This is a genomic window from Sphingopyxis sp. USTB-05 (genome assembly GCF_023822045.1).
GTDB lineage: Bacteria > Pseudomonadota > Alphaproteobacteria > Sphingomonadales > Sphingomonadaceae > Sphingopyxis.
In genome coordinates this window covers 2,037,834-2,062,926 of record NZ_CP084712.1, presented here as the reverse complement: position 1 = coordinate 2,062,926, position 25,093 = coordinate 2,037,834, and the positions used below count along the sequence as shown (strand labels likewise).

General features: G+C 63.3%; 22 protein-coding genes and 3 tRNA genes. 9 read left to right on the top strand and 16 right to left on the bottom strand.

What is annotated here, in order from left to right:
• Window positions 1–24 precede the first annotated feature (24 nt).
• On the top strand, window positions 25–888 hold the full coding sequence (locus tag KEC45_RS09335) for an FAD:protein FMN transferase (protein ID WP_083435759.1): 864 nt from the start codon (window positions 25–27) through the stop codon (window positions 886–888).
• Here the strand turns inward: KEC45_RS09335 and KEC45_RS09330 are convergent.
• The 4 genes from KEC45_RS09330 to KEC45_RS09315 all read right to left on the bottom strand — a co-directional run bounded on the left by KEC45_RS09330 (window position 885) and on the right by KEC45_RS09315 (window position 5,778).
• The gene (locus tag KEC45_RS09330) at window positions 885–1,568 is read right to left on the bottom strand and encodes a Fe2+-dependent dioxygenase (protein ID WP_062180131.1); all 684 of its coding nucleotides are present in this window, start codon (window positions 1,566–1,568) and stop codon (window positions 885–887) included. The two genes, KEC45_RS09335 and KEC45_RS09330, sit on opposite strands and share 4 nt — an antisense overlap.
• Window positions 1,569–1,626: 58 nt before the next feature.
• Window positions 1,627–4,017, bottom strand: coding sequence for a TonB-dependent siderophore receptor (locus KEC45_RS09325; protein ID WP_252171950.1), 2,391 nt, complete (start codon window positions 4,015–4,017; stop codon window positions 1,627–1,629).
• A 119-nt stretch (window positions 4,018–4,136) separates the two neighbouring features.
• Window positions 4,137–4,862, bottom strand: coding sequence for an energy transducer TonB (locus KEC45_RS09320; protein ID WP_062183832.1), 726 nt, complete (start codon window positions 4,860–4,862; stop codon window positions 4,137–4,139).
• Window positions 4,863–4,908: 46 nt separating this feature from the next.
• A complete protein-coding gene (locus KEC45_RS09315; protein ID WP_062183835.1) occupies window positions 4,909–5,778 on the bottom strand; it encodes an alpha/beta fold hydrolase in 870 nt (289 codons plus the stop codon).
• A gap of 106 nt (window positions 5,779–5,884) precedes the next feature.
• On the opposite strand from KEC45_RS09315, the gene KEC45_RS09310 reads away from it, so the two are divergent.
• Window positions 5,885–6,676, top strand: a complete 792-nt coding sequence (locus KEC45_RS09310; protein ID WP_062180137.1) for an SDR family oxidoreductase — start codon at window positions 5,885–5,887, stop codon at window positions 6,674–6,676.
• Between the two features lie 43 nt (window positions 6,677–6,719).
• On the opposite strand, the gene KEC45_RS09305 is transcribed toward KEC45_RS09310, so the two are convergent.
• Window positions 6,720–6,794: transfer RNA gene (locus KEC45_RS09305), tRNA-Val, on the bottom strand.
• A 71-nt stretch (window positions 6,795–6,865) separates the two neighbouring features.
• A complete protein-coding gene (cpdR, locus tag KEC45_RS09300; RefSeq protein ID WP_062180140.1) occupies window positions 6,866–7,243 on the bottom strand; it encodes a cell cycle two-component system response regulator CpdR in 378 nt (125 codons plus the stop codon).
• 140 nt (window positions 7,244–7,383) lie between these two features.
• Between cpdR and KEC45_RS09295 the strand changes: the two genes are divergently transcribed.
• A complete protein-coding gene (locus tag KEC45_RS09295; RefSeq protein ID WP_083435760.1) occupies window positions 7,384–8,259 on the top strand; it encodes an N-formylglutamate amidohydrolase in 876 nt (291 codons plus the stop codon).
• A gap of 182 nt (window positions 8,260–8,441) precedes the next feature.
• On the opposite strand, the gene KEC45_RS09290 is transcribed toward KEC45_RS09295, so the two are convergent.
• Both KEC45_RS09290 and KEC45_RS09285 read right to left on the bottom strand, forming a co-directional pair.
• A tRNA-Pro gene (locus tag KEC45_RS09290) sits at window positions 8,442–8,518 on the bottom strand.
• Window positions 8,519–8,625: 107 nt separating this feature from the next.
• The gene (locus KEC45_RS09285; protein ID WP_083435761.1) at window positions 8,626–9,066 is read right to left on the bottom strand and encodes a JAB domain-containing protein; all 441 of its coding nucleotides are present in this window, start codon (window positions 9,064–9,066) and stop codon (window positions 8,626–8,628) included.
• A gap of 172 nt (window positions 9,067–9,238) precedes the next feature.
• Between KEC45_RS09285 and thyA the strand changes: the two genes are divergently transcribed.
• From thyA to KEC45_RS09265, 4 genes are all read left to right on the top strand, one after another.
• Window positions 9,239–10,132 (top strand): thymidylate synthase, encoded by an 894-nt coding sequence (thyA, locus tag KEC45_RS09280; protein WP_062183841.1) that lies wholly within the window; start codon window positions 9,239–9,241, stop codon window positions 10,130–10,132.
• 93 nt (window positions 10,133–10,225) lie between these two features.
• The gene (locus tag KEC45_RS09275; RefSeq protein ID WP_062180146.1) at window positions 10,226–11,521 is read left to right on the top strand and encodes a 3-methyl-2-oxobutanoate dehydrogenase (2-methylpropanoyl-transferring) subunit alpha; all 1,296 of its coding nucleotides are present in this window, start codon (window positions 10,226–10,228) and stop codon (window positions 11,519–11,521) included.
• A complete protein-coding gene (locus KEC45_RS09270) occupies window positions 11,521–12,558 on the top strand; it encodes an alpha-ketoacid dehydrogenase subunit beta (RefSeq protein WP_062180149.1) in 1,038 nt (345 codons plus the stop codon). The genes KEC45_RS09275 and KEC45_RS09270 overlap by 1 nt, the downstream gene beginning before the upstream one ends.
• 4 nt (window positions 12,559–12,562) lie before the next feature.
• Window positions 12,563–13,846, top strand: coding sequence for a dihydrolipoamide acetyltransferase family protein (locus KEC45_RS09265; protein ID WP_062180153.1), 1,284 nt, complete (start codon window positions 12,563–12,565; stop codon window positions 13,844–13,846).
• 109 nt (window positions 13,847–13,955) lie between these two features.
• On the opposite strand, the gene KEC45_RS09260 is transcribed toward KEC45_RS09265, so the two are convergent.
• The 4 genes from KEC45_RS09260 to KEC45_RS09245 form a co-directional block, all read right to left on the bottom strand.
• Window positions 13,956–19,070 carry a hypothetical protein gene (locus tag KEC45_RS09260; protein WP_252171949.1) on the bottom strand — a complete coding sequence of 1,705 codons (5,115 nt, stop codon included), beginning with the start codon at window positions 19,068–19,070 and terminating at the stop codon, window positions 13,956–13,958.
• Between the two features lie 67 nt (window positions 19,071–19,137).
• On the bottom strand, window positions 19,138–20,217 hold the full coding sequence (locus KEC45_RS09255; RefSeq protein WP_062180159.1) for a DUF11 domain-containing protein: 1,080 nt from the start codon (window positions 20,215–20,217) through the stop codon (window positions 19,138–19,140).
• A 74-nt stretch (window positions 20,218–20,291) separates the two neighbouring features.
• On the bottom strand, window positions 20,292–20,756 hold the full coding sequence (locus tag KEC45_RS09250) for a hypothetical protein (protein WP_238586629.1): 465 nt from the start codon (window positions 20,754–20,756) through the stop codon (window positions 20,292–20,294).
• Window positions 20,757–20,767: 11 nt separating this feature from the next.
• The gene (locus KEC45_RS09245; protein ID WP_062180165.1) at window positions 20,768–21,769 is read right to left on the bottom strand and encodes a DUF11 domain-containing protein; all 1,002 of its coding nucleotides are present in this window, start codon (window positions 21,767–21,769) and stop codon (window positions 20,768–20,770) included.
• A 195-nt stretch (window positions 21,770–21,964) separates the two neighbouring features.
• Here KEC45_RS09245 and KEC45_RS09240 point away from each other — a divergent pair, with 195 nt between their 5' ends.
• Both KEC45_RS09240 and KEC45_RS09235 read left to right on the top strand, forming a co-directional pair.
• Complete coding sequence (locus KEC45_RS09240; protein WP_238586630.1) at window positions 21,965–23,164, top strand: AI-2E family transporter; 1,200 nt, start codon at window positions 21,965–21,967, stop codon at window positions 23,162–23,164.
• 43 nt (window positions 23,165–23,207) lie between these two features.
• Window positions 23,208–23,284: transfer RNA gene (locus KEC45_RS09235), tRNA-Asp, on the top strand.
• Between the two features lie 80 nt (window positions 23,285–23,364).
• Here KEC45_RS09235 and KEC45_RS09230 read toward each other — a convergent pair.
• The 4 genes from KEC45_RS09230 to KEC45_RS09215 form a co-directional block, all read right to left on the bottom strand.
• A complete protein-coding gene (locus tag KEC45_RS09230) occupies window positions 23,365–23,595 on the bottom strand; it encodes a DUF2842 domain-containing protein (protein ID WP_083435762.1) in 231 nt (76 codons plus the stop codon).
• Window positions 23,592–24,185 carry a 5-formyltetrahydrofolate cyclo-ligase gene (locus KEC45_RS09225; RefSeq protein WP_062180171.1) on the bottom strand — a complete coding sequence of 198 codons (594 nt, stop codon included), beginning with the start codon at window positions 24,183–24,185 and terminating at the stop codon, window positions 23,592–23,594. The genes KEC45_RS09230 and KEC45_RS09225 overlap by 4 nt, the downstream gene beginning before the upstream one ends.
• 220 nt (window positions 24,186–24,405) lie before the next feature.
• Window positions 24,406–24,852, bottom strand: coding sequence for a cell division protein ZapA (locus KEC45_RS09220; RefSeq protein ID WP_062180174.1), 447 nt, complete (start codon window positions 24,850–24,852; stop codon window positions 24,406–24,408).
• Entirely contained in the window at window positions 24,845–25,051 is a 207-nt protein-coding gene (locus KEC45_RS09215; RefSeq protein WP_062180177.1) for a hypothetical protein, read from the bottom strand. Before KEC45_RS09215 ends, KEC45_RS09220 begins: the two co-directional genes overlap by 8 nt.
• Between the last annotated feature and the right edge of the window lie 42 nt (window positions 25,052–25,093).

The following is a 25,093-nucleotide window of genomic DNA, read 5'->3' as shown; positions in this document are numbered from 1 at the left end:
ATCGAAAGCTTCTCCGGCGAGACGATGGGAACAAGCTGGTCGCTGCTGGCGGTATCTCCGCCTGCGGGGACGACGAACGGCGTGCGGGCAGCGTTCGACCGGGTCGTCGCGCAGATGAGCCAGTGGGACACGCAATCAGACCTGTCTCGCTTCAACCGCGCCGCGCCCGGCCTGTGGTGTCATATCCCCGACGAGTTCGCTTATGTGGTTGAGAGCGCGCTGGGAATCGCGCGGGCGAGTGGCGGCGCATTCGATGCGGGGCTTGGGCGGCTGACCGAGGCCTGGGGCTTTGGTAGCGTCGGCCCCATTGAGGCCGTGCCTGAACAGCTTGGCGCGAGCGACCGCACGATAGACTTCGACCCGGCGACGCGTTGCATCCGGCGCGGCGAAGGGGCAGCACTCGACCTGTCGGGGATCGCCAAGGGCTATGGTGTCGATCTCGCCGCCGAATGGTTGCTCGGCGCCGGTGTACGGCATTTCCTGCTCGAAGTCGGCGGCGAACTGCGCGGTGAGGGAATGCGCCCCGACGGCCAACCCTGGTGGGTCGATGTCGAGATGCCGCCCACCTCGTCCATTCCGCCATGGCGTATGGCATTACACGACCTTTCGGTCGCGACATCGGGCAATTATCGCCGCGGTTTCATGGCCGATAGCCGGCATTATTCGCACAGCTTTGATCCCGTCACGGGACGCCCGATCGTCAACGGCGTTTTGTCCGTCACCGTGCTGCACCGCCGATGCATGATGGCCGACGGATGGGCGACGGCGCTGACCGTTTTGGGAGCGGAGGCGGGGATTGGGCTGGCCGACGATTTGGAACTGGCGGCGTGCATCGTTGCCGGGGACCGCGAATATCTGTCGCGCGGTTGGCGCGCGATGCTCGACTAGCTGTCGGCCCAGCGCCGCAGAAGATTGTGATATACGCCGGTCAGGCGAACCACAGTCGCGTCCCCTTGTCCCATCGTGGCTGCGGCCCCCTGAACGCCCATGTCGAGATCGAAGAGAAGATTGCGCTGACCCTGGTCGCGCACCATCGACTGGATCCACATGAAGCTGGCGACCCGCGTACCCGATGTGACGGGTTCGACACGATGAACGGTCGTCGACGGGTAGAGGATCATATGCCCGGCCGGCAACTTTATACCCGGCTCTTGCGTAAAGCCCTCGATAACGAGGCCGCCGCCGTCATAGGTGTCGGGATCGGCAAGGAAGAGCGTCGCCGACAGGTCGCTGCGCATCCGGAAATCGCTGCCGCGGCGCATGCGGATTGCATTGTCGATGTGATCGCCGAAATTCTCGCCGCCGGCGTAGCGATTGAAATAGGGCGGATAGATTTTGAGTGGCAGCGCCGCCGCTATGAACAGCGGTGCGCGGCCCAGTGCGTCGAGTACGATCCGGCCCGCCTCGGCTGCGGCTTCGCCAAATTCCGGGAGCTGTTGGTTGCGCTTCGCTAGCGCAGCCTGCGGACCCGAAGTCTCGTTGCCGTCGATCCAGTCGGCGGCGTCGAGAATAGAGCGGAGCTTGGCGACACCGTCGGCGTCGAGCACGTCGGGAATGATGCGGATCATGTGCCGCTTCTAGGCTGAAAGGGGCGGGAACGGCAATCGCCGCGCCCGCCCACCAGGATCAGAAGTTGTAAAAGAGGCTGAACACCGCCGAGCGCGAGTCGCCGGGGGTCGCCCAGCCGCCGGTCACCGCCCCGGTCGTCGCGTTCACATTGTTGCGGACGCCCGTGTAATATTCCTCGTCGGTGAAGTTGGAGACGTTGAGTTGCGCAACAAGCCCGTTCTTGAAGTCGTACGACACGAACGCGCGATGGATCAAATAGTCGTCGACCGACAGCGGTGTACGCTGCGCCAGGTTGCGCTGGTGCGTCGAGAACTTACCCTGATACGACAGCCCGTATCCGATCTGCAGCCCGAACGGGAACGCATAGGTGGTGAACAGGCTACCCGAATGCTTGGGCGTCTGGAACAACCGGTCGCCGCGCTGCGGATCGGGAATGGCGGCGCTATTGCCGCAGCCGGTGCTACCGGGATTCGCAAGGCAGAAGTCCGAAACGCTCTGCTTCACCTTGCCGTCGAGGTAGGTATAGTTCGCGAAGATCGCCCATTCAGGCGTGACGTTGCCGCTTACGCCGAGAGCAATGCCGTCGACGCGCGAGCGACCGTCGAGGATTTGCAGCGAGGCGGGCTCCGCCGGGTCATTCGAAGGCACGCGATAATTGGTGCGCTCGTTGCGGAACACGGCGGCAGTCAGCAGCAGTCTCTTGTCCATCAACTCGGCCTTGGCGCCGAATTCGATGTTGCGTGCCTTTTCGGGCGCCGTCGCGCAGGGATCGGCGGCCGTCGGGCTCGCCGGCAGGCCGCAGCCCGCGCGGACGCTGGCTGAAGTCGGCGTCTTGGCGTTGCCATAAGCGGCGTAGAGGCTGACATTCTCGATCGGATGGAAGACAGCGCCAACGCGATACGAGAAGAGATTTTCGTCACTGACCTGATCCGCACCGCGGGTGTAGACCGCGCCGGTCGCCGGGGTCGTCACGGTGTCGGCGCGGAAGATATTGCGCGCATTTTCATAACGGACGCCGCCGTTAATTTCGAACATCGGCGAGATTTCGAGCGTGTCGAAGGCATAGATCGCCCAGTTGCGCGTGTCGCCATAGCTGTTGCCGGTGCGGATATAGTTGACCGGGCCGGTCCAGACCGTGTTCGGGTTCGACAGGCTGATCGGCGGCAGCACAGGGTTGGGCGTTGCGCCGCCCGGATTGCGCAGCAACTGCGCATTCTCGATCGAATAATCTTCCTGGCTGTAGGACGCGCCGATGACGAGCGTGTTGAACAGGCCGCCCTTGGTGCCGCTCAGGATCGTCAGGTCGGTCTGGTTGTGCAGCAGGTCATTGACTTGATCGCGGACTAGGCCGCGTGGTCCTGAAGGATAATAGGTGCCCGGGGTATTCTGGCCCGCGGGACAGGCGATGCCGACAGTGGCGGCCGCGTTCGCGCCGATCGGCTGAAGTCCGTTGGCGAGACAGAATACACCCTGCGGCGCGCTCGTCTGGCTGTACTGATGGACGCGCTGCCAGCGCGTCAGATTGCGGATCGAGACATTGTCGCTGAACGCGTGACGGAAGGTCGCGGTCAGGCGATCGACCTTTGTCTTTTGTTCGTCGAGGTTGACGATCCCGAAATAATCGCTGTCGTCGACACCTGGCAACGGCCCGTTGTTGACGGCGCCGAGAATGTAGGGGACGCCATAGATCGGCGTGTTGTCGTCGTCCTGGTGAATATATGCGAGCGTCAGGCTCGTGTCACTGTCGACGCCGATCGTGATCGAGGGTGCAACGCCCCAGCGCTGGTAGGATTCGACGTCGCGGCCGGGCACGTCATTCTCATGATACATCGCGTTGATGCGCACTGCGATCAGGTCGCTGAGGCGCCAGTTGCTGTCCACCGCGGCGCGATAATAATTGTCGGTTCCGACGGCCGCCTGGACCGTGGTCGCGTTGCGCGCAAAGGGGATCTTGCTGACGAGGTTGATCGTTCCGCCGACGCTGCCCGATCCGTTGAAGACGGAGTTTGCGCCATTATAGACTTCGATCTGTTGCAGGTTGAAGGGGTCGGTACGGCTGTACTGCGCGCTGTCGCGCACGCCGTCGACGGTCAGGTCGTTGTTCGCCGAATAGCCGCGCAGATTGATCGAGTCGCCGTAGCCGCCGCCGCCTTCGCCTGCGCCAAAGGTAATGCCGGGGATTGTGGACAAAGCGTCGCGAAGCGTCAGCAAATTCTGCTGGCGGATCTGCTCCTGCGATACGACCGTGATCGTCTGGGGCGTGTCGACGATCGGCGCGGTCGATTTGGGCGATTCCACTTCGGTTGCCAGCGTGCCGCTTACAATGATGTCGCTGCGGCTGCCCGGCGCATCCTGCGCCGCGTCGGCTTTTGCGGCGAGCGCAGGAGCGCTGATCAGGCTGCCCACGCAGGAGAGCGCGAGGAACGAAGCGGATGACGATGGCTTCACGATAAACCCCCTATTTTGTGTTTGGTTGAGGGCGCCGCTATTGAGAGTCGATCGCAATGTCAACTCTAATGCGAATCATTCGCGATATTGTCGCAATTGATATGGGGGGCGGAACGATCTTAGCGCCGCCGCTCAAGCCACCAACTCTGCCGCCAGCCATATTGGCTCGCAACGGGCGCGCCGGCGGCGTCGGTTGCAGGCTTGAAGCGGAAGCGCTCTTCGATCAGTGCGCACGTCGTCCGGTCGAGTGAGGCGTCGCCGCTCGACCGTGTCACGCGGCACCCACTGACGCGGCCGCTGGCTTCGATCGTGAAACGCACCTCGACCTCGCCGCCGGTTCTCGCCCGGCTTGCTTCGTGGGGGTAGTCGCGATCGCGGATCGTGCCACTCCGCCAGACGGCCTTGCTGCCGCTTCCGCCGCCGCTGCCCGTTCCGCCTGCGCCCGTGCCGTCGCCCCGACCACCGGCGCCCGATCCCGGGCCAGCGGTCGGCGCGGCGCCGGCTGTTACGTCGCTTCCAGTCCCGGTTTTGGCCGCGGTTGCGACAGGTGGCGCGATCGGAGGCAGCTTCGGCGGTGGGGCGGTAACGGCCGCCGCCTTGGCGGTCTTGTTCGGGGCCGAAGCTTTGCCGCTAGTCTTTTCGCTTGGCGCCCTCGCGGGCTTGGCTTCTTCGCGGGGTGGCGACGGGGCAGGGATGGCGATAGCGGTGATCGCCTCACCTGCCTTGCGAACGACGTCGAGATCGAGACCGCTGGCAAGGCCAAGACCGACCGCGACCACAGCGAGCAGAGCACCGCCTCCCGACAGCATCTTCTGTCGTCCCGTAATCTGCCCCGTATAGGCCATCGCGCCGCCTTCCATCGCGCGCCGCGGCGCGCAACCGGCGACGCTTTTAGAGGAATTCGTCTAGCGTGGACATGAACCGGTCGAACTGATCGTGATGGAGCCAGTGGCCCGCATTTTCGAATTCAATGACCTTCGCGGTGTTGAAATGCTGAAGGCGACCGTCCTTCTCGGGGTTCGAGGCCCAGCTGTTCGCGCCATAGAGCAGGAGCGTGGGGCAGCTGATTGCTCCCCACAATGAGGCGATATCGTCCTGCGGCATGTCGAACGCCGGCCACACGTTCAGATAATTGTCGAACTTCCAGCTCCAGGTGCCGTCTTCGTTGCGGCTGATGCCGTGGATGGTCAGGTGGCGCGCCTGCGTTTCGGTCAGGTAACCATTCTCCCCCATCATGCGGGCGAGGGCGTCCTCGAGCGTCGCATAGCGGCGCGGCGTGCGCCCTGCGGCCTGGCGCTTGTCATCGATCCATTTGCGGAAGCGTTCGGCATAGCCCGTCTTTGCGCGCTCGGCGATAACCTTGGGCGAGGGGCCGAGTCCCTCAATCGCGACAAGCTTGCGGACATTGTCGGGGTAGAGGCCGGTATAGCGCAGCGCGATATTGCCTCCCATCGAATGGGCAACGATCGACAGCGGCCCAAGGTCGAGCTGATGGATCAACTGCGCCAGGTCATAGACAAAAGTGTCCATGGCGTAATTGCCGTCGGGCGACCATGCGCTGTCACCATGACCGCGCAGGTCGGGGGCGATGATATGATAGCGATCACGCAACTTTTCGGCGACCCAGTCCCAGTTACGGCAATGGTCGCGGCCGCCATGCACAAGCAGCAGCGGCGCGGCGCCGCGATTGCCCCAGTCGACGTAGTGAAGCTTCAGTCGCTGCGAGATGAAGCTGTTCGAGGTGGGGCCGGCACTTGCCATGGGATCATCCTTGCTGTCTGTTCCAGTTTCAAAAGGCGACTGGTTTCGATCCGTCAACCCCGCATCGGCAGCATCGGCCTTTAGAGACAGGACAAGGGAGAGAAGCATGACGACATTCCGCGATAATTTGCTTGCCGGCAAGACGGCCTTCGTTGCCGGTGGCACAAGCGGTATCAACCTCGGTATCGCGAAGCGCTTTGCCGAACTGGGCGCGAAGGTTGCGGTCGCGGGGCGAGATCCGGACAAGGCGCAGCGCGCGGCCACCGAAATCGGGCATGACGCGATTGGTCTGTCGGGTGACGTGCGCGACTATGCCGCGATTCGCGGGGTGATGGAGACGGTCGTTGAAAAACTTGGGCCGATGGACATCGTGATCTCGGGCGCCGCGGGCAATTTCCTCGCTCCGGTGCTCGGCATGTCGGCGAACGCGTTTCGCACCGTGGTCGACATCGACCTCAACGGCACCTTCAACGTGTTCCGCGGCTGCCATGACCTGCTCAACCGTCCGGGCGCGTCGCTGATCGCAATCACGGCGGGGCAGGCGATCAATGCCTCCGCGTTGCAGGCGCATGCCTGCGCGGCGAAGGCAGGGATCAACCAGCTTATTCGCGTACTCGCGCTCGAATGGGGTCCGGAGGTGCGCGTCAACGGCATCTCGCCAGGGCCGATCGCAGGAACCGAGGGCATGGCGCGCCTCGCGCCCGACGCCGCGACGCGTCAGTCGCATTTCGACCGCATCGCGATGAAGCGCTGGGGCGAGATTGAGGAGGTCGCCGAATCGGCCGTGTTCCTGTGCAGCCCGGCGGCCGGCTACATCACCGGCACGATCCTCGATTGCGACGGTGGCAGCCAGATCGGCGACGCGTCGCGCGGCGATCTTGCGCGCGGAATGGCCTGAACGCAAAAACGCCGCCAACCCATTGGGGTGGCGGCGTTTTTAATGGTGGGCGTGGCAAGGATTGAACTTGCGACCCCTGCGATGTCAACACAGTGCTCTACCACTGAGCTACACGCCCATCCCTTGGGGTGACGCGCCCCCTAAAGGCCTCTGCGCGGCTTGGCAAGCCCTTCGCGCAAGGCGGCGTCGTTATTGTTGGCTCGACCGGTCGGCGCGGCCGAACATATTATCGACTTCGCGCACCAGATCCTTGAGGTGAAAGGGCTTCGAGAGCAGCTTTGCCTGCGGAACATTTTCTTCGGCACGCAGCGAAACCGCGGCAAAGCCGGTGATGAACATCACCTGCGTCTGCGGCGCCGCCTTTGCGGTGTGCTGGGCGAGTTCGATCCCGTCCATCTCGGGCATCACGATATCGGACAGCAAAAGGTCGAAGGTCCCCGAATCGATATAGGGAACGGCAGCGGTGCCGCGATCGACCGCTGTAACGTGATAGCCGGCGCTCGTGAGCGCGCGTGCAAGATATTCGCGCATCACATCGTCATCTTCGGCCAGCAAAATGCGAATCATGTTGAAATCTGTTCCCTGGTCCTTCGGCGCAGCCGGTTCCGGTCGTCTGCCCCCTCTATTATGCAATGCATAGCGTCAGAGATTTAACAAATTGACGCGCGGCGCTGGATTCGTCCTGCTTTTTTTGCCACCCATGCTCTATGTCGTTCCGCAGCATCCCGCCTGCCGCCATCGCTGTCAACCGGCCCGCGGCAAACGGGCCGGTGATCGTGTCGGTGCCGCATGCCGGCCGCGTCTATCCGCCTGACATCATCGAGGCGGCGCGAGTCGAACGGTCACAACTCGAACGCCTCGAAGACGCGTGGAGCGATCTGATCGCGGCAGAGGCGACGGATGCGGGGGCCACGGTCGTGGCGGCGTTGTGGGCGCGCGCCGTAGCCGACTTGAATCGCGGCGAAGGACAGATGGCGCCCGGTGAGGTGGCAATTCCTTTGCGTGCGCAGTTTTCGGCACCAGGGCGCAAGGAACGGGCGGGACTCGGCGTAGTGCCGACAAGGCTCGCCGATTGCGGCCCCCTCTGGAAGCGACCGATTGACGGCGCGGGCCTTCATTGGCGGCTCGAATCGTTCCATCGGCCGTATCACACTGCACTGGGCGAGGCTTTGCGGAGCGCGCGAGATCGTTTCGGTCATGCGATTCTGATCGACCTGCATTCCATGCCTTCGATTCCCGTCGGGCAGGTGGGTCATGGCGCGCGAATCGTGATCGGCGATCGCTTCGGCGAAACCGCGGGCGAGTGGCTGGTCCGGCGCGTGATGACGTCAGCCGGACGGCTGGGCGAAGTCGTGACGCGCAACCAGCCTTATGCTGGTGGGCATATCATTCGCACACATGGTCGGCCCGGCGACGGGATTCACGCGGTGCAGGTCGAAATCGACCGTAGCCTCTATCTGACGCCGGAACGGTCGCCGGATTCGGCGCGTGTTGCGCGGTTGGCGCGGTGGTTTGCCGAACTTGTAAGCGATTTGGGGGAGATGCGCCCCGAAGCCGAACTATTCCCGCAAGCCGCTGAATAAAAAACCACCTCGTACCGAAGTACGAGGTGGCCAGGGTCCAGGGAGGACGCGTCCGCGCCAAAGCTGGCGGGACACTCGCCACGATGGAAAGGGGGAAAACCACAGCAGCGTAGTTTGAATTTAGGGGGTTGTTCGCCGACTTACAAGAAGAGACGGTGCAGAATCTGCAATATGCAGGAAATTGGTCGGGGAGAGAGGATTCGAACCTCCGGCCCCTGCCTCCCGAAGACAGTGCTCTACCAGGCTGAGCTACTCCCCGACCGATCTGCGCGCCGACCGGGGTCGCCGCGAAGGCAGGGCGGTCCTCTAGACGCGCAATCTGTGAACTTCAAGCGCCAATCGGCACATTGAAGATGATTGCCGTAACTAGAGCATTTCGGCAGTTCGAAAACTGAAATGACCGCCCGCGACGAAAATCAGATGATCGACCAGATCGATGCCCATGGCCCGCAGGAAAAGTGCGGCATCGTGCGTTGCACTGATGTCGGCATCGCTTGGCCATGGCGTGTCGGAGGGATGGTTGTGCGCCATGACGACCGTCGCAATACTGCTGTCCAACAGTGCGCGCCAAGCGCGCGGCGGAACGACGCAGCGTGTCGAGCTGCTCCCGTCGACGCGTTCGAGCTGCACAAGGCGCTCGAAGGCGTCGAAAGCTGCGAGCAGCAGGCTTTCCCGATCGTTATCGAACAGTGGGCGCAGCAACAGGCGCGCTACATCGCCTTCAAGCTGAGACGGCACGAAGCCTGCCATCGCCGATGGGTCCGGCGCTTTGCCGAGAGGTTCGAACAGGGTCATCACCGTAGACATGCGCCCGGCTTACGCGATCCCCAACACGTAACTGCCCCGGATCGGACGCTTTGCGGCGTCGTGCATGTTGTTCCCTTGTCCCGTCGCGACGCTAGGCCTAGCACCGAAAGACAAAGCCGGGAGCCGACTCTTGCCTGATTCCATCCATTATGAACTTCAATATCTCGACCTGATGCAGCGTATTTGGGTCGAGGGCGACGAGCGCGTCGACCGCACCGGGGTAGGGACGCGCTCGCTGTTTGGAGAGACGATGCGATTCTCTCTGAAAGACGACGCAATCCCGTTGCTCACCACTAAGCGGGTTTATTGGAAGACCGCGCTGCGCGAACTGTTGTGGTTCCTGACGGGCGACACCAATATCCGTTCGCTCGTTTCACAGGGTGTGAAGATCTGGACCGATTGGCCGCTCGACAAATATCGCCGCGAGACCGGCGAGACGATCGGCATCGAGGACTTCGAGGCGCGGATCGTCGCGGACGATGATTTTGCTGCTCGATGGGGCGATCTCGGCCCGGTCTATGGTCACCAGTGGGTCAACTGGCCACGTTACGAAGCGGCAGGCGACGGGCTGTTCCGCCGCGCGGAGCAGGGGCACAATCAGATTTCGGCGCTGATCGATTCGCTCCGTAACAATCCGGGGTCTCGCCGGCATATCTTTACCGGTTGGAACGTCGCGGACCTTGACCGCATGGCGCTGCCACCGTGTCACATGACTTATCAATTTCATGTCCGCAGCGATGGCGGACTGTCGTGCCTGCTGTTCCAGCGCTCGTGCGATCTTGGCCTGGGCTTTGCCTTCAACGTCTTTGAGGCGGCGCTCCTGACGCGGATGGTCGCCGAGCAAGCGGGGCTCCATGCGCATCAGCTCGTCTGGACCGGCGGCGATGTACATCTCTATCTGAACCACGCGGAACTGGTTGAACAACAATTATCACGCGTTCCGGGCGGCGCGCCAAAGCTGCGCATCCTTCGCCGGCCTTCGAGCATTTTTGACTATCGATTCGAGGATTTCGCGGTCGAGGACTATGCGCCGCAAGCGCATATTTCCGCGCCTGTCGCGGTCTGATTGCTGCCGTTGCATTCGTATGGCGTCTGTAATAATATGTCGCCACGTTGAAATATAACTAGGCGCTGATTCGCGCTTTAAAGGGAAGAAGATATGCCTGAGACGCCTCAGCGCCCGGCGAGCAATTTGCCGCCGCTGTCGCTTCATATCCCCGAACCGCGCTATCGCCCCGGTGATACTCCGGACTTTGGCGATATCGAAGTTCCTGCGGTCGAAGCGGCCCCACGCCCGAGTGAAGCGACGAAACCCGACGCGATGCGCGAACTGAGCTACGGTCTTGTCCGCGTGCTCGATTTCGACGGAAAGGCAAAGGGGCAGTGGGATCCGAAGCTGTCGCCTGAACGGCTGCGCACGATGCTCCGGAATATGATGCTAACCCGGGCGTTCGACGACCGCATGTTCCGTGCCCAGCGGCAAGGTAAGACCAGCTTCTATATGAAGTGTACCGGTGAAGAAGCGACCTCGGTCGCGTCGACGATGGCGATCGACCGGACCGACATGGTGTTTCCGAGTTATCGGCAGCAGGGCATTTTGATCACGCGCGATTATCCGCTGATCCAGATGATGAACCAAATCTATTCGAACCGCGGCGACCATCTGCTCGGCCGTCAGTTGCCGATCATGTATTCGGCGCCCGAGCATGGTTTCTTCAGCGTTTCGGGCAATCTCGCGACGCAATATCCGCAGGCGGTGGGCTGGGCGATGGCGTCAGCGTCGAAGGGCGACAGCCGGATCGCGACCGTATGGTGCGGCGAGGGTTCGTCGGCCGAAGGTGACTTCCATTCGGCGCTCACCTTTGCGACCGTTTACAATGCGCCGGTGATTTTCAACGTCGTCAACAATCAGTGGGCGATTTCGAGCTTCTCGGGCTTTGCCGGCGGCGAGCGCACGACCTTTGCCGCGCGCGCCGTCGGTTACGGCATTGCCGGGCTGCGTATCGATGGCAACGATCCGCTCGCGGTCTATGCTGCGACCCAATGGGCGGCGGATCGCGCACGCACGAACAACGGCCCGACGCTGATCGAGCATTTCACCTACCGCAGCGAAGGCCACAGCACGTCGGACGACCCAAGCGCCTACCGCGCCGCCGACGAGGCAACCGCGTGGCCGCTAGGCGATCCGATCGCGCGACTGCGCCAGCATCTCGAAACGCTGGGCGAATGGGACGGCGAGCGTGACGAAGCGCAGGCCAAAGAACTCGACGATCTGGTCAAGACGACGCAGAAACAGTCGGAGAAGCTCGGGATATTGGGCCACGGCATGCACCAGCCGTTCGAGACGATGTTCGACGATGTGTTCGAAGAACTGCCCTGGCACCTCAAGGAACAATGCGCGCAGATGCTCGCCGAGCAAGAGGCCAAGTTCGGCCCCAATTGGAAGCCCGAATGATGAGCGCTGAAACCCAAACCGCCACCAAGACCATGAACATGATCGAGGCGATCAACAGCGCCATGGACGTCATGCTCGAACGCGATCCGAATATGGTCGTGATGGGCGAAGACGTCGGCTTTTTCGGCGGCGTGTTCCGCGCAACCGCGGGGCTTCAGAAAAAGCATGGCAAAACGCGCGTGTTCGACACGCCGATCAACGAATGCGGTATTATCGGCGTTGCGGTCGGCATGGGGGCCTATGGCCTGCGCCCGGTCCCCGAAATCCAGTTCGCCGACTATATCTATCCGGGGCTTGATCAGCTCGTCAGCGAAGCGGCGCGTCTGCGCTATCGCTCGGCGGGGGATTTTATCTGCCCGATGACGGTGCGCACCCCGTTCGGCGGCGGCATCTTCGGCGGTCAGACGCACAGCCAGTCGCCCGAAAGCATCATGACGCATATCTGCGGAGTGAAAACGGTGATCCCTTCGAACCCCTATGATGCCAAGGGCCTGCTGATCGCAGCGATCGAGGATAATGACCCCGTCGTATTCCTCGAACCCAAGCGCATCTATAACGGTCCGTTCAGCGGCTATTATGATCGTCCGGTCGAGCCGTGGTCAAAGCATGACGCGAGCACGGTGCCCGAAGGTCATTACCGCATCGAACTCGGCAAGGCCGCGACGGTACGTTCGGGCGAAGCGCTGACGATCCTTGCTTATGGCACGATGGTGCATGTGACCAAGACGATCGTCGAGGAAATGGGCATCGATGCCGAGATCATCGACCTGCGCACGCTGCTGCCGCTCGATATCGAGGCGATCGAAACCTCGGTGAAAAAGACCGGCCGCTGCCTGATCATCCATGAAGCGACGCGGACTTCGGGCTTCGGCGCCGAACTGGCCGCGCTGGTTCAGGAGCGCTGCTTCTATCATCTCGAAGCCCCGGTCGAACGCGTCACCGGCTTCGACACGCCTTATCCGCATAGCCTCGAATGGGCCTATTTCCCCGGCCCGGTGCGCATCGCGACCGCGCTGACCAAGATTTTGAAGGACTGACGCCATGGCCCGTTATTCATTCCGTCTGCCCGACATCGGCGAAGGCATTGCCGAGGCCGAAATCGTCGCTTGGCACGTCAAAATCGGCGAGCGCGTTGAGGAAGACGCGCAGCTAGCCGACATGATGACCGACAAGGCGACCGTAGAAATGGAATCGCCCGTTTCGGGGGTCGTCGTCGAACTGGCGGGCGAGGTCGGCGACCTCATCCCGATCGGGTCGACGCTGGCCGTGATCGAGACCGACGAGGATGGCGCGGTCGACGCGCCGCCCGCCGATACGCCAGTCGAACAGGAAATTGCGGCCGAGACGCCGGGCGCCGAAGAGATTTCGGTGGCTGAGGTTGCTGCTCCCGCGCCGGTCGCGGCGCCCGCGCCCGTGCCGGCTCCAACGCCTGCGCCGGCGCCAGTGGTAGCTGCGGCACACAGCCGCGCCGTTCTCGCATCGCCCGCGGTCCGCGCGCGCGCCAAGGATCTGGGCGTCGATCTGGGACAGGTCCACGCCGAAGGCGACCGCATCCGTCACGCCGACCTCGACGCCTTCCTCCGCTACAGCGGCGGGCAGGGCTATAGCGCGCCTGGCGCCTCGCGTGCCCGCGCCGACGAGCCGATCAAGGTCATCGGGATGCGCCGCAAGATCGCCGAGAATATGGCGGCGTCGAAGCGCGCGATCCCGCACTTCACCTATGTCGAGGAAATGGACGTCACCGCGCTCGAAGAGATGCGCGCCGATTTGAACGCCAATCGCGGCGGCCGTCCCAAGCTGACGATGCTGCCCTTCCTGATCGTCGCAATCTGCCGCACGATTCCGCAATTCCCGATGATCAACGCGCGTTATGATGACGAAGGCGGCGTCGTGACGCGTTATGGCGCGGTGCATCTCGGCATGGCGACGCAGACCGATGCTGGACTGATGGTTCCGGTGATCCGCGATGCGCAGGACAAGAATGTGTGGCAACTCGCGAGCGAAATCACGCGCCTCGCCGAAGCGGCGCGCACCGGCAAGGCCAAGGTCGAGGAACTGACCGGCGGCACGCTGACTGTCACCTCGCTTGGCCCGCTCGGCGGCATCGCAACGACCCCGGTCATCAACCGGCCTGAAGTCGCAATCATTGGCCCGAACAAGATCGTCGAGCGCCCGGTTTTTGACGGCGATGAAATTCGCCGTGCGAAGCTGATGAACCTGTCGATCAGTTGCGACCATCGCGTCGTCGATGGCTGGGACGCGGCAAGCTATGTTCAGGCGCTCAAGAAGCTGGTCGAAACGCCGGTTCTGTTGTTCGCGGACTAAGCCCAACAACAATCCGTTCGCATCGAGCGAAGTCGAGATGCCCATCGGCCGTGCACGCACGCCGGGTGTCTCGACTTCGCTCGACACGAACGGAATTCCAGCTTCGGCTCTACAGCCCCAGCCCCGCAAAGCTCGTCTGGTCGAACTTCAGCTTGAAGGTCACATAGGCGCCCGAGCGCGAGAATCGTGCGTCTTCGAAATCGCGGTCATGGAAGCCCGCGAAATTATAGCCGAAGGTGATGTTGGCATTCGTCATCGGCGCCAGCGTGATCGTTGGACCGCCCGCCCAGCTGACCGTATCGGCATCGGTGCCGACGCGAACAGTACCCGAAGCGCCGACATCGACATGCTCGCTCAGGTTGAAGCGGATGTCCGCGCCGATCAGGTTCGACCAGCCCTTGACGTCATCCGCGCCGAAGCGGTCGAAATTATAACGCGTTCCCCAGAAGAATCCGATTTCGGCGCGTTCGTACCAGCCGTCGCCGGGGCCGATTCCGCGATCGCCAAGCGGGGTCCAGTTCACCGACAGGCTGTTGAGCAGGCGGCGGCTCGTCGCGTCGCCATCGATCGTCAGCTCAGGGCCGCCGATCGGGCCAGCTTCGCCAGCGACAGCGTCGCGCACCTTGTCCGAACGGAACTCGCTCTTGTTGAGCCATGACACGCGCGACGCCGCGGGGCGGTGCGCCCAGCTCATTTCGAACTGGATGACTTCGGTCATCGGCGCGGTGCCCGTTCCGCTTGCCTTGGCGTAAGTGAAGAGCGCACCGAGCGCGCGACCCTCGCCGAGTTGGCGGAGCCCGCCCAGCGTCAGGCTGTAACGATTGGCGATTTCGCCATCGCGATATTCGGCGCGGCCCGTCAGCGTCCAGCGGTCGGCGCGATAGGTGGCGCCGGTGCTGATCGCGAGGAAATCCTCGGTCAACGTGCCATTGTCGCCGAGGAAACCGCCCGAGGCGACGGGCTGCTCGACGTTGAGCACATCACCGGCACTGATGCCGCCAATCGTGCGGTTGCCGTCGACCGAGAAATCGACCGACCAGCGCTCGCCGAGCTTGATTGATTGCGACAGGCCATAGGCAGCGAAGCTTCGCGGACCATATTCGCCGATTTCCTGTTGATTGGCGGTGGCGAGCAGGCGCGCGCCGGACCAGGGCGTCAGGTCGAAGCCGAGCCGCGCGGTGCGCGCCTTGATCGTGTCACCGTCGGCGATTTCATAGCTGCCGACCAGATTGACGTCGCGATTGATGGCGAAGCGGGCGCCGAGGCGATGGCGGGTCGGGAAATCGATGCTCGCATCCTTGCCGCCGAGCGCGAATTCGGTCTGCGCATCGAGCTCGAGGCGCTTGTTCATCAACCGCTGCGTTGCGCCGAGCTGGACGATATTCGAACGGTTGTTCGTGCCGTCGGTCAGGCGATCATCGGCGTGGGTCAGCCCGGCGCGCATCACGCTGGTGCCATTATCATATTCGACCAATGCCCGGGCAGCGCGGCGGCGCGCATTGGTGTCGAGATAATCTTCCTGCCATGCGCTGCCGGTGACCGACAGATTGCGGCTGGCCTTCATCCGCGCATCGAAACCGAATTTGCGCGTGCCATTCTCGCTGCTGTTGAGTTGCCCGGTACCAAAGCCGGCCTCACGCTCGCGCACATAGGCGAGGAAGTCGGCGTTGCTGCTGTGATGCTCGGCCTCGATCAGCCACGCCTTTGCCGTGCCGTTGGCGGCCGTGCTGCCATTGGCCGCCTTGGCGTCGCTCAGCGCGAGTTCGGCGCGGACTTCGGTTTCGATCGTCGGGCGATAGCGCGCATCGACGCCGCCAAGGTTGGTCTTGGCGTTGCCGTCCTCGTCATGGATGAAGGTCGCGCCGACGCGCAGTTTCTCGTCGGTCGACTGATAGCTGACGCGGCCACCCGCGTTGAGGACACGTTGACCGACGCCATCGACTTCATATTCGGCGACGACGAACTGCGGGTCGAGGTTCGACGAGCGGCTGAGCACCGGTTCGCGGAAGCGGATCGTGCCCGACAGATAGTCGATGTCATAGTCGACATGGCGCGACAGGCTGACGCTATCGACGATGCGCTCGCTGTGCAGGCGGTCGCGCGTTTCGATGACGATGCGTTCGCTGTTCGGCAGGATGTCCCGCGCGCTGAGCTGATACGGACCGGTCAGGCCATTGCCCTGGATCTCGTCGCGGCGGAAGCGGTATGGCGTGTCGGCGACGAACGCGGTCGCGGCGACGTTGCGGCTGCGATATTCCGCTTTGCCGCCGTTGAGCGCGCGCTGGTAGCGGGCGAGTTCGGGTTCCGAAATGCCCGTCTCGATATCGCCGAACATCGCATAAAATTGCGGGTGTTCGAGGCGCAGATAGAGTTTGCGCACCGAGGCGGCGTCGTAACGAGTTTCGTTGCGATCGGCATAGATGGTGTAATAGGCGCGCGGATCGATCACGCCGCCGAAACGCGTGTCATCCTTGTCCTTGTCGGTGTCATAGGCCAGCGTCATCAGCCATTTGCCCAGCACGCGGCCTTTTGCGTAAAGCGTGAGGCGCGCGTCGGCGTTGAGGTCGTCGAGCGTTTCTGCCGACGGCTCCATCCGGTCGTCGAGCGTGTTGTACCCAACGGTGCCCGCAGCAAAGCCGACGACAGTCCACGGACGGTTGCCCGGATCGAGCCAGGTTTCGATCGTCTGCTTGCGCGTCACCTTGTCGTCGCGGAACGTGAAATCCATCGCGAGCGTTCCTGACGCGGTAGTGGGTTCGAGCTCGATATAGGCGATGCCGTCGTCGCCATCGATCTTCCACAACGGCTGCGCGCGTTCGAGGCCTGACAACTGCCGTGCCTGCTGGGCGTCGGCTTCGACGGCGGGGTAGTAAGGGGCGGGGACGCTGAAGTCGCCCGTGAGGCCGGCGCGGATCGGCTTGCCGTCGCGGTCGGTCAGGCGCACCGCGATGACGGGGCGCGTCACGCCGTCGGCAATCAGAACCGACTTTTCGCGGATCAGCGCCGCGCGCATCGGCGTGATTGAATAATGGACGTTGCGCTCCAGCGTCTCGATCGTGACGCCATTGGCGTCCTTCACGTCGGCGACAAGGCTGTTTTCGCCTTCTCGAATTTCGAGCCCGCGCCACAGGCTGACCGCGACGCTGCCGTCGGCCGACTTGCTGGTCCCTTCGAATGCCAGTGCGTCGGCGGGTTTCCCGTTCACGCGCAATGAAACCGTCTGTCCGGGCGCGTGCTTGATTGCAGCGCGGATCGCCTTCGAGCGGGGGTTGTGGTCGCTTTCAGGGAAGAGCCAGCCAATGCCCGGCGTTTGCCCAGCGAGCCAGTCGCGGCCCGACCCGGCGGCATCGGGGTCGCTTAATAGCTTCGGCGCTTCGATGGCGGTGACGTTCGGCGCGGCGCGCGGCGTGCTGGCGACGGCGCGGAAATCGGCGCGCTTCAACGCGCCGCCACGGCCCTCGATAAAGCGCGAGATCTGGCTGCCAGCGCTCTGCGTCGAGCGGGCGCAATCGATCGGCTCGCGGTCGAGCGGCAGCGTCGATGGGTCGATCTGAACGACATGCAAACCGGGACGGACGCCTTCGAAATGATAACGGCCATCCTCGTCGGTGACGGTATAGCTGCCGTCCTGAAGCATCACGCGCACACCGGCGATGCCGTCTGCCTTGCCCGGATCGACCGTGCAGCCGCCGTCGGTGATGCGGCCGATGATCGTCATGCGGTCGCCAAGCTGATCGCGTTTGATCGAGATCGCCGCCTCGGCGACATTGCTCGTCGAGCCGCGGTTGTCGGTGGCGGTCGCGCTGTTGAGCGCATTGCCCGGCTGCGCCGACACGATGACTTCGGCCAGATAGGTAAGCAGCGACGACCGCGAGGCTGCGATGCCGGGCAAGGTGACCGCGAACTCGCGGCCATTGGACTGAACCACTGCATCGACGCGAACACCATCGACACGCACGGTGTCGGCGCGAAGGCGCATTCCTGCGGGCAGAACGTCGCGAACGGTGACCGCGCCGGTGTTGCGGCGTGTATCGCGATTGGCGACTTCGATGCGATACTGGATGACATCGCCTGGAACGGCGACCTGCGTCGAGGTGGTCTTGCGCAGGATTAGCGGCAGGCCGGGCTGGTCAACCGGAATGTCGACGCGCACGGGCGCGGGGCTGCTCAGCGTGAAGCTGTTGCCATAGCTCGCGTCGGTAATCGTGAAGGGCTGACCGTCGTCGGGGCGGCGAAGGCCTGCCAGAGCCGCAGCGCTCGACGTCGACGGCGCGGTATATGGTGCGGGCGGCGACACGACGAGACGGTAGGTGCCGGGCGCGACGAAGGGGAAGCGATAGTCTCCGGGCGGGAAATTGTAGGTCGTGCCGCCTGCGTCGGTGACGCTCTGACCCGTGACGACGCTGGAGGGATAGGCCGAAACGCCATCGTCGCCGAACACCTGCGCAGGCTGGCCGGTCGCTGTGTCGATGATCGTCACGCGGCTTCCCGCGACGGGCGCGCCATCGCCGCTGTCGAACACGATGCCGAACGGATCGACGAGGAAGTTGATCGTTGCCAGCGCGACGAGGCTGGCGCTTGCCTGGTCGGTCACGCGCAGCGTCAGAGGCGCTCCCGGGCTGACCGACAGTCGGCAATCGCCCGCGACGACGGCAGGCGGGACGCCGACCGTGTTGATGATGCCGACGAATTCGCCGCTGTTGTTCGCGGTCTCGGTCAGCACGATCTGCTCGCTGTCGCCATTCTCGAGTTCGAGGATGACCGACAGGGTGTCACGCAGCTGCGGATCGGCATTCGCCGATGCGAGCGTGACCCCGACGACTAGCACTTCGCCGGCGCGGAAATTGTTCGTGCTTTGCAGCGATGCGGGGGCGGTCGAAATGCCCTCATAGACGCCGCTCAGCGGGATTGCGTCGCCCGCGCTGGTACCGACCGCGGCTGCGCGGGCTCCCGGTCGGCTGCATTGGGTGGGCGCCAACGGCACGGACCGGTCGCCGCCGCCGGCCGTAAGCCGATAGGTGGTAATCGTCGGCCGTTCGGGCGGGCGCGCGGTCACCGTCACATCGACGCGGTTCGACAGCGCCTGACCGGGTTGCCCGTCATGCGTCCACTGCGCCGAAGCCGTGTTCATGATCACCTGCGCGCGCGCCGGGGTTGCCGCAGGCAGCATTGCTGCCGCGACCAGGGCGGTCACAAGGCCGGAAAATTTGCTGCGGAATGCCATAACAGCCCCGAGGGGAGCAGCGGGAGGCGGCTTTTGGGCCGCACCCGCTGCTCCATCGGTTATCCGATCAGTTTACGGTCGCGCGGAAGACGAGCGTGCTTGCGGCGCCCGCTGCGATGGATGCGATCGTGCCCGACACATTCGGTGCGGCGTAACTGCCGCCTGCGGTGCCGTTGAAGTCGCAAACGCCGCCGGTGACCGTGCCGCCCAGCAGGATAGTGCCCGCACTGAACGTCAACTGCCCCGGAACCGGGTCAGTGATCAGGACCGAGGTTGCGGCGGCACCACCAGTGTTGGCGACCGCGATGCAATATTCGACCACCGCACCCGGGATCAGCTTCGGATTCGTCGTATTGTTGAACGGGTCCGAGATGACACGGCTGCTTTTGGTCACGGCAAGCGTCGCCGTCTGCACCGTATAATCGTCGTTGTCGCTATGCGAGCCGTCGCGCGCAACATCGCCTGCCACTCCGGCGATGTCGGCAAAAACCGTATCCTTGCCAGCGGTGTTGGCGCCGGTCGTCTCGGTGATCGCCGCGCCCTGTGTGCCGGCAAGCCCGCCTTCGCGCGCAGTGGCCCGCAAAGTCACGCCGGCGACGGCGCCGTTGACGACGGCAGGAACCGCAAGCGTCGTCGGGATATCGGCGACAACGAACAGGCGGATCGCCGTATCGACGACAAGCTCGTCGACATAGGCCGTGATCAGCGTGTCGCCGGCGTCCCAACTGCCGACCGTGCCGGTGACCGTATTATCGCGATAGATGCGAATGTTGTTCACATTGAACGCGTCGGTGCCGCCGTGCGCGGCGGTACCGCCCGTGATCTGCGAAGCCACGAGCGCGAAATCGAGCGTTTCGTTTGACGTATTGGTCAGCTGAAACGTCGTGACGGCGTTGGTCTGGCCCGGGACGACGTTCGTCGTGACCGTACCGACCTCTTCGACCAGCAGATTGATCTTGCGGTCGACAACGAAGTTGTTCGCCGCTTGCTGCTGGGCCTGTGCGACGCCACCGACCTGATAGTCGACGGTGGCGGTATTGGTGATCGTGGTGCCCGCGGTCGTGCCGGCTGCAAAAGCCGGCGTGGCGGCGACGCTCGAAAGCGCCGCCAGACCGATGACACCCATATACGTCAGCTTGCTGGTCATAGCTGAGCTCCTGGGTTTTATGTCGGCTGCCGTTTCCCCACCGCTGGCAACCATTAAGCGGCTTTATTAATTGGCTATTTTACAACTCCCCGAAACATGAGTTTGCCCGCCCCGCCGACCGGAATCGGTTTGGCAAAAGCCCAGCGGACGTGCGTGACATCGGCGGGCTGTGCCGCGCGGCGCGCGCCATCGTTCATCGGAATGCTGAGGTCGGAAAGCAGTCCCCACTGCTTGCCGCCGTCGACCGAAACGAGTGGCCGCGTATCGCCCGCATCGGCAAATTGAACCGCCGAGGGCATCGGATTCGTGATCACGAACTTGTCGGCGGGCTGTGCCCCCGCGTTGCGATAGCTGAGCACGAAGACAAGCCGGTCGCCGGGAACGACAACCTTTGGTTCTTCGAGCAGGATCTTCTGCTTTCCCTGAGCGTCGGTCGTCACGCGTTCGACGAATACATTGTTGTCGAGCGCGACCTGGTTCGCGGCGAGCGCCTGACCGGGCATCAGCGCGGCGAGCAAAAGAAAAAGAGCGGTGCGCATGCGCATCTCCATCAGTTGATTCGGGTACGGAAGGTGACGGTGCGGGTCTGGCCGCCGGCAACAGTGCCGAGCCCGACGTTGATCCGCGTGCCGTTATAATCGCCCGCGTCGGCATCGGCCGCGTCGGACAGACCAATACCGCCGAGCGTGATCGAGCCGGGGACGTAGCTGGTGTCCACGGGAATATTGTCGGTCACGGCCAGGCCGCTGACCGAGCCGCTGCCGGCGACGGTGGCGACGATGGTATAGGTGATAACGGCACCCGGAATCGGGTCGGTGGTGCCGAGCGAATTGCTCACGACCGCCGATTTGACGAGTGTTACCGTCGCAGCCGCGACAACAAAAGCGCCGGCGTCCTGTCCGTCGGCACCGGTCGAACCGACGACGGCATCGCCGCCGCCTTCGCCTTGGCCGGCAAAACTGTACCCGGGCGCGCCGGTACCCGTTTTGGCAGCGGCGACGAGACTTACGATGCCGCGATTGCCGTCCACCACCGTGCCGGGTGTCGTCGCAAGGACGAAGACCGTGATGCTCTGGTCAGGGTTGAGCGACGGGTCGTTGGCGCCTGCAGTATAGAGCGTATCGGTGCTGGCGTCGAAAATGCCGTCGCCATTGTCCAGATAGATTTGCGTGACGACGGGGTCGTAATTGTCACCCCCCGCATTGGCGATCGTCGTTAGGCCGAAAGCTTCGACGCCGTTGCCGTTGTTCGTGACCGAGAAAGTCAGAAGCTGACCCGTCGCACCGGGCGTTGTCGGAACATCGGCGGGATTGCTCGAATCGACCGTAACGTCGAGAAGTTCGTCGACAAGCAGGTCGACGCGGTTCGAATCGACAGTGGTCGTGCCGCCACCCGTATCGAAGCTCGCGCTTGCCGTGTTGCTGATGGTGGAGCCGGCGCGAGTGCCGGCCGCCTCGGCCTGCATCGGCAACGCAAATGCGGCCAGCAGCGCGAAAATTGAACACGAGGGTAGAAGCTGATGCTTCGCGCCCCCCACAGGCGCTTTCATCATCACTTTGACTCCGGAAAGGTTGGTCCTTGGAGCCTTCAGTCGCCGATAAAGGGTAATTTCTGGTTAAAAAGCAGGAAGAAAGACGCGTTTTGACCCAGATGGGGACAGCGGGGCACGCGTTTCGTCGCAAAACGGGGCGACTGGCGCGGAAAGTAAAGCTCGCGTAAGACGAGGCGGTTAACGAGGAGAGCAGGGGTGGCGGACGACCGGGGCAGCAAGGATGTGCGTTCGTCGCGCGTCAATCCGCTGCACCAGATCGAGATCGACGATTTCCGTCGCGACCGGTTGCTTGCCGCGCTTGCGCTGATCCTCGGCGCAAGCTTTTGCCTGGGGCTCCCCTTTGCCCTGCAGGCGGGCGCCGAATTCTTCCTGCCGCTGACTGCGGCGATCGTCATCGCGATCGCGCTTGTTCCGCTGCTCGAATGGCTCGAGCGGCGCGGCGTGCCGTCGGCGCTCGCATCGTTCCTCGCGCTCGCGACTTTTCTGGCTATCATCAACGCTGCGCTGGCGATCATCGTCGTGCCCGCGACCGGCTGGTTCGCGCGAATCCCCGAATCGATTCCGCGTATCCAGAGCAATCTGGCGCCGCTGATCGATTTTTATTCGACGTTGCAGCGTTTCGTCGATCGCACATTGCTGTCGGTGGCGAGCGGAACCGAAGCGACCGCGCAGGCGGTGGCGGCGACGGCACCGACTTCGGTGGTCGACTATTTCATCTCGTCGGCGCCCGCGGCGGCAATTCAGCTCTTCTTCGCCGTGCTCGTGATCTTCTTCTTTCTCGCGGGCTGGACGCGGCTGCGCAAAGGAACGATCCGGCGGCGCGGCAGCTTCGACGGCGCGATGCAGACCGCGCGCGTGATCCAGAATGTCGTCGATGCGACCGCCGACTATCTGGCGACGATCACGATGATCAACGCGATTCTCGGCCTGACCGTCTCGCTCCTGCTCTGGGCGCTCGGGATGCCATCGCCTTTCATGTGGGGCGGGATCGTCAGTATCTGCAATTTCGTGCCCTATCTGGGGCCGATCGTCGCGGCAGTGCTGCTCGGGCTTGGCGGACTCATGACCTTCGATGCCGTCGGGCTCGCCCTATTGCCGGCGCTGATCTTTATCGGCGTCCATTTGGTTGAGGCGAATCTGATCACGCCGCTCGTGCTCGGCAAGCGACTGACGATCAATCCGCTGCTGATTCTCGTATCGTTGAGTTTCTGGGGATGGGTATGGGGGACGCCGGGCGCTCTGCTCGCTGTGCCACTGCTGCTGATTTTGCAGACCGTGCTCGCGTCGACGGGAACGCCCGATCTGGCGGGTTTCCTTTTCGAACATGGCACGCTGACGACCACCGACGAGGTGCGCGATCGATTAAATCGCACACAGGATGAAAGCGACGGTTGACAGGTCGGGGCGAGGGCCATATTGGCGCGGCTCCCAAGCACACGCGGGTGTAGCTCAGTTGGTTAGAGTGCCGGCCTGTCACGCCGGAGGTCGCGGGTTCGAGCCCCGTCACTCGCGCCATTCCTTCCTTTTTCGGATGGGATGGCCACCGCAGCTTGGGACCTTCCATCACTGGAAATCGGGAAAAATGGCGCGGCGCTTCAGCCGCGCCATTTCCCCAATTCCATCCAGCGCAGCAGCGGTTTCAGCGGCGCGATCCAGACGATGCCTGCAATCAGGTAGAACACAGCCTGCACCAGCACCGGCCAGTTGCCGACCCAGGGCGAGAGGCTGACGACGATCGCGGTCCATCCCGCGATAAGGGCGAGGATCAGGAACATGCCTGCTGGTTTGCGCCAACTCGGCTGGGGATTGGCTGGATCCTGGCTCACAAACGGTCTCCGCAAAGGATGAATTCCTGCTCGGTCAATATCGCGTCGAGCGCGATGTCGGTCGATTCGCGCGGCGTAGCGTCGATTTCCTGCACCGACCAGCCGATACCGATCCGCAGTGCATCGGGATGCGCGGCGAAATAACGGTCATAATGGCCGCCGCCCTGGCCGATGCGGCCGCCCTGGCGATCGAACCCGACGAGCGGGCAGAATAAGATGTCCGGAATCGCCAAGAGGGCGTCGTCGGCGGGCTGCTGCGTGCTCCACGGCCCCTTGGCGAGCGATTCGCCGGGTCGCCAGCGACGAAAATCCATCGTGTCGACCCGACCGCTGTGGTGGGGCAGGGCAAGAGCCCCTCCTTCCGCAACGCCGGAGAGCATCGGGATGATATCGGGTTCGTCGCCCCACGCGATATAGGCGCCAACGATGGCGTGATCGGCAAGAAGATCGGAAAGCGGCGCAGGTAGCGCGCGAAAAGCCGCCAGTTGCGCCATGCCGTCGAGATTTGCGGCAAAATGCCGACGCCGAAAGCGCAGCCGGTCGCGCAATTTCTGTTTTTGCTGGACCAGATCGGCGGACAAGTCGGTCATCGCCTCCTCTGGGACATAAGTGAATCGGTTGGCGGGACCGCCGAGGTCGTTTGCTGGAAAGTCCTCTGACGCCAGTAACGTCAGGTGGGGACCATATACGTCGGACCAGGGTCCGGGCAGGGACAGCCCCCTAGGATGATGTATCGCCTCAGGGATTTTCGCAAAAGCTCGTGCCGGGCAGTGCCCGCCGTCCCCTATGTAGGCGCGCGGGCCGTTTTCCTCAAGGGAGCTGCTCGACTTTCGTTGCGAGCGCTTCGATTCGGTCGGCAATTTGCAACAAGGCGCGATTGTTCGATGGGTTGACCGCAGGCGAAGAGTGTTGGGGCGCCTGCCGTGCCGTTTCCAGTTCCTTGAGCGCTGCCTTTTCGCGCGCGACTACAGCCTGCAGCTCGTCGCGCGCCGTCGCTTCGCGGCTTTCAGCAAGCGCCACCGCCGCGCGGAGCGAATCCGATTGCGGTTCGGCCTTTTCGATCTTGCCTCGCGCTTCCTGCGCGTCGTCGGCAAGCATCAATGCCGCGAACAACAATTGCCGGACCTCGGTACCGCCGGGCATCGTGCGCACCTTTTCGTCGACTACCGACGCGAGTTGGATCAGTTGCCCCTCCTCACCGTCGGCGCAATGCACGTCATAGGGGCGTCCGGCGATGGTGAGCTTGACGTCAGCCACGGTCGGCCTCCGCGATCAGTCGGTCGAGTTCGCCGATAACGGCGGCAACCTCGGCCTTTAGTGCCGATTGGTCGGCGGCGGGCGCTGCCACGGCGGGTGCGGGGCGGTTTGCCCGGTCGGTCAGGGCTTTTTCGATACGGCTCAATGCGCGCTCGATACGGCCGATGGCCAGGCTGGATTCGTCGAGATCGAGTTCCATGCTTAAGGGTTAGCAGCGCCGGGGAAGGGGTGCAATCGCCTC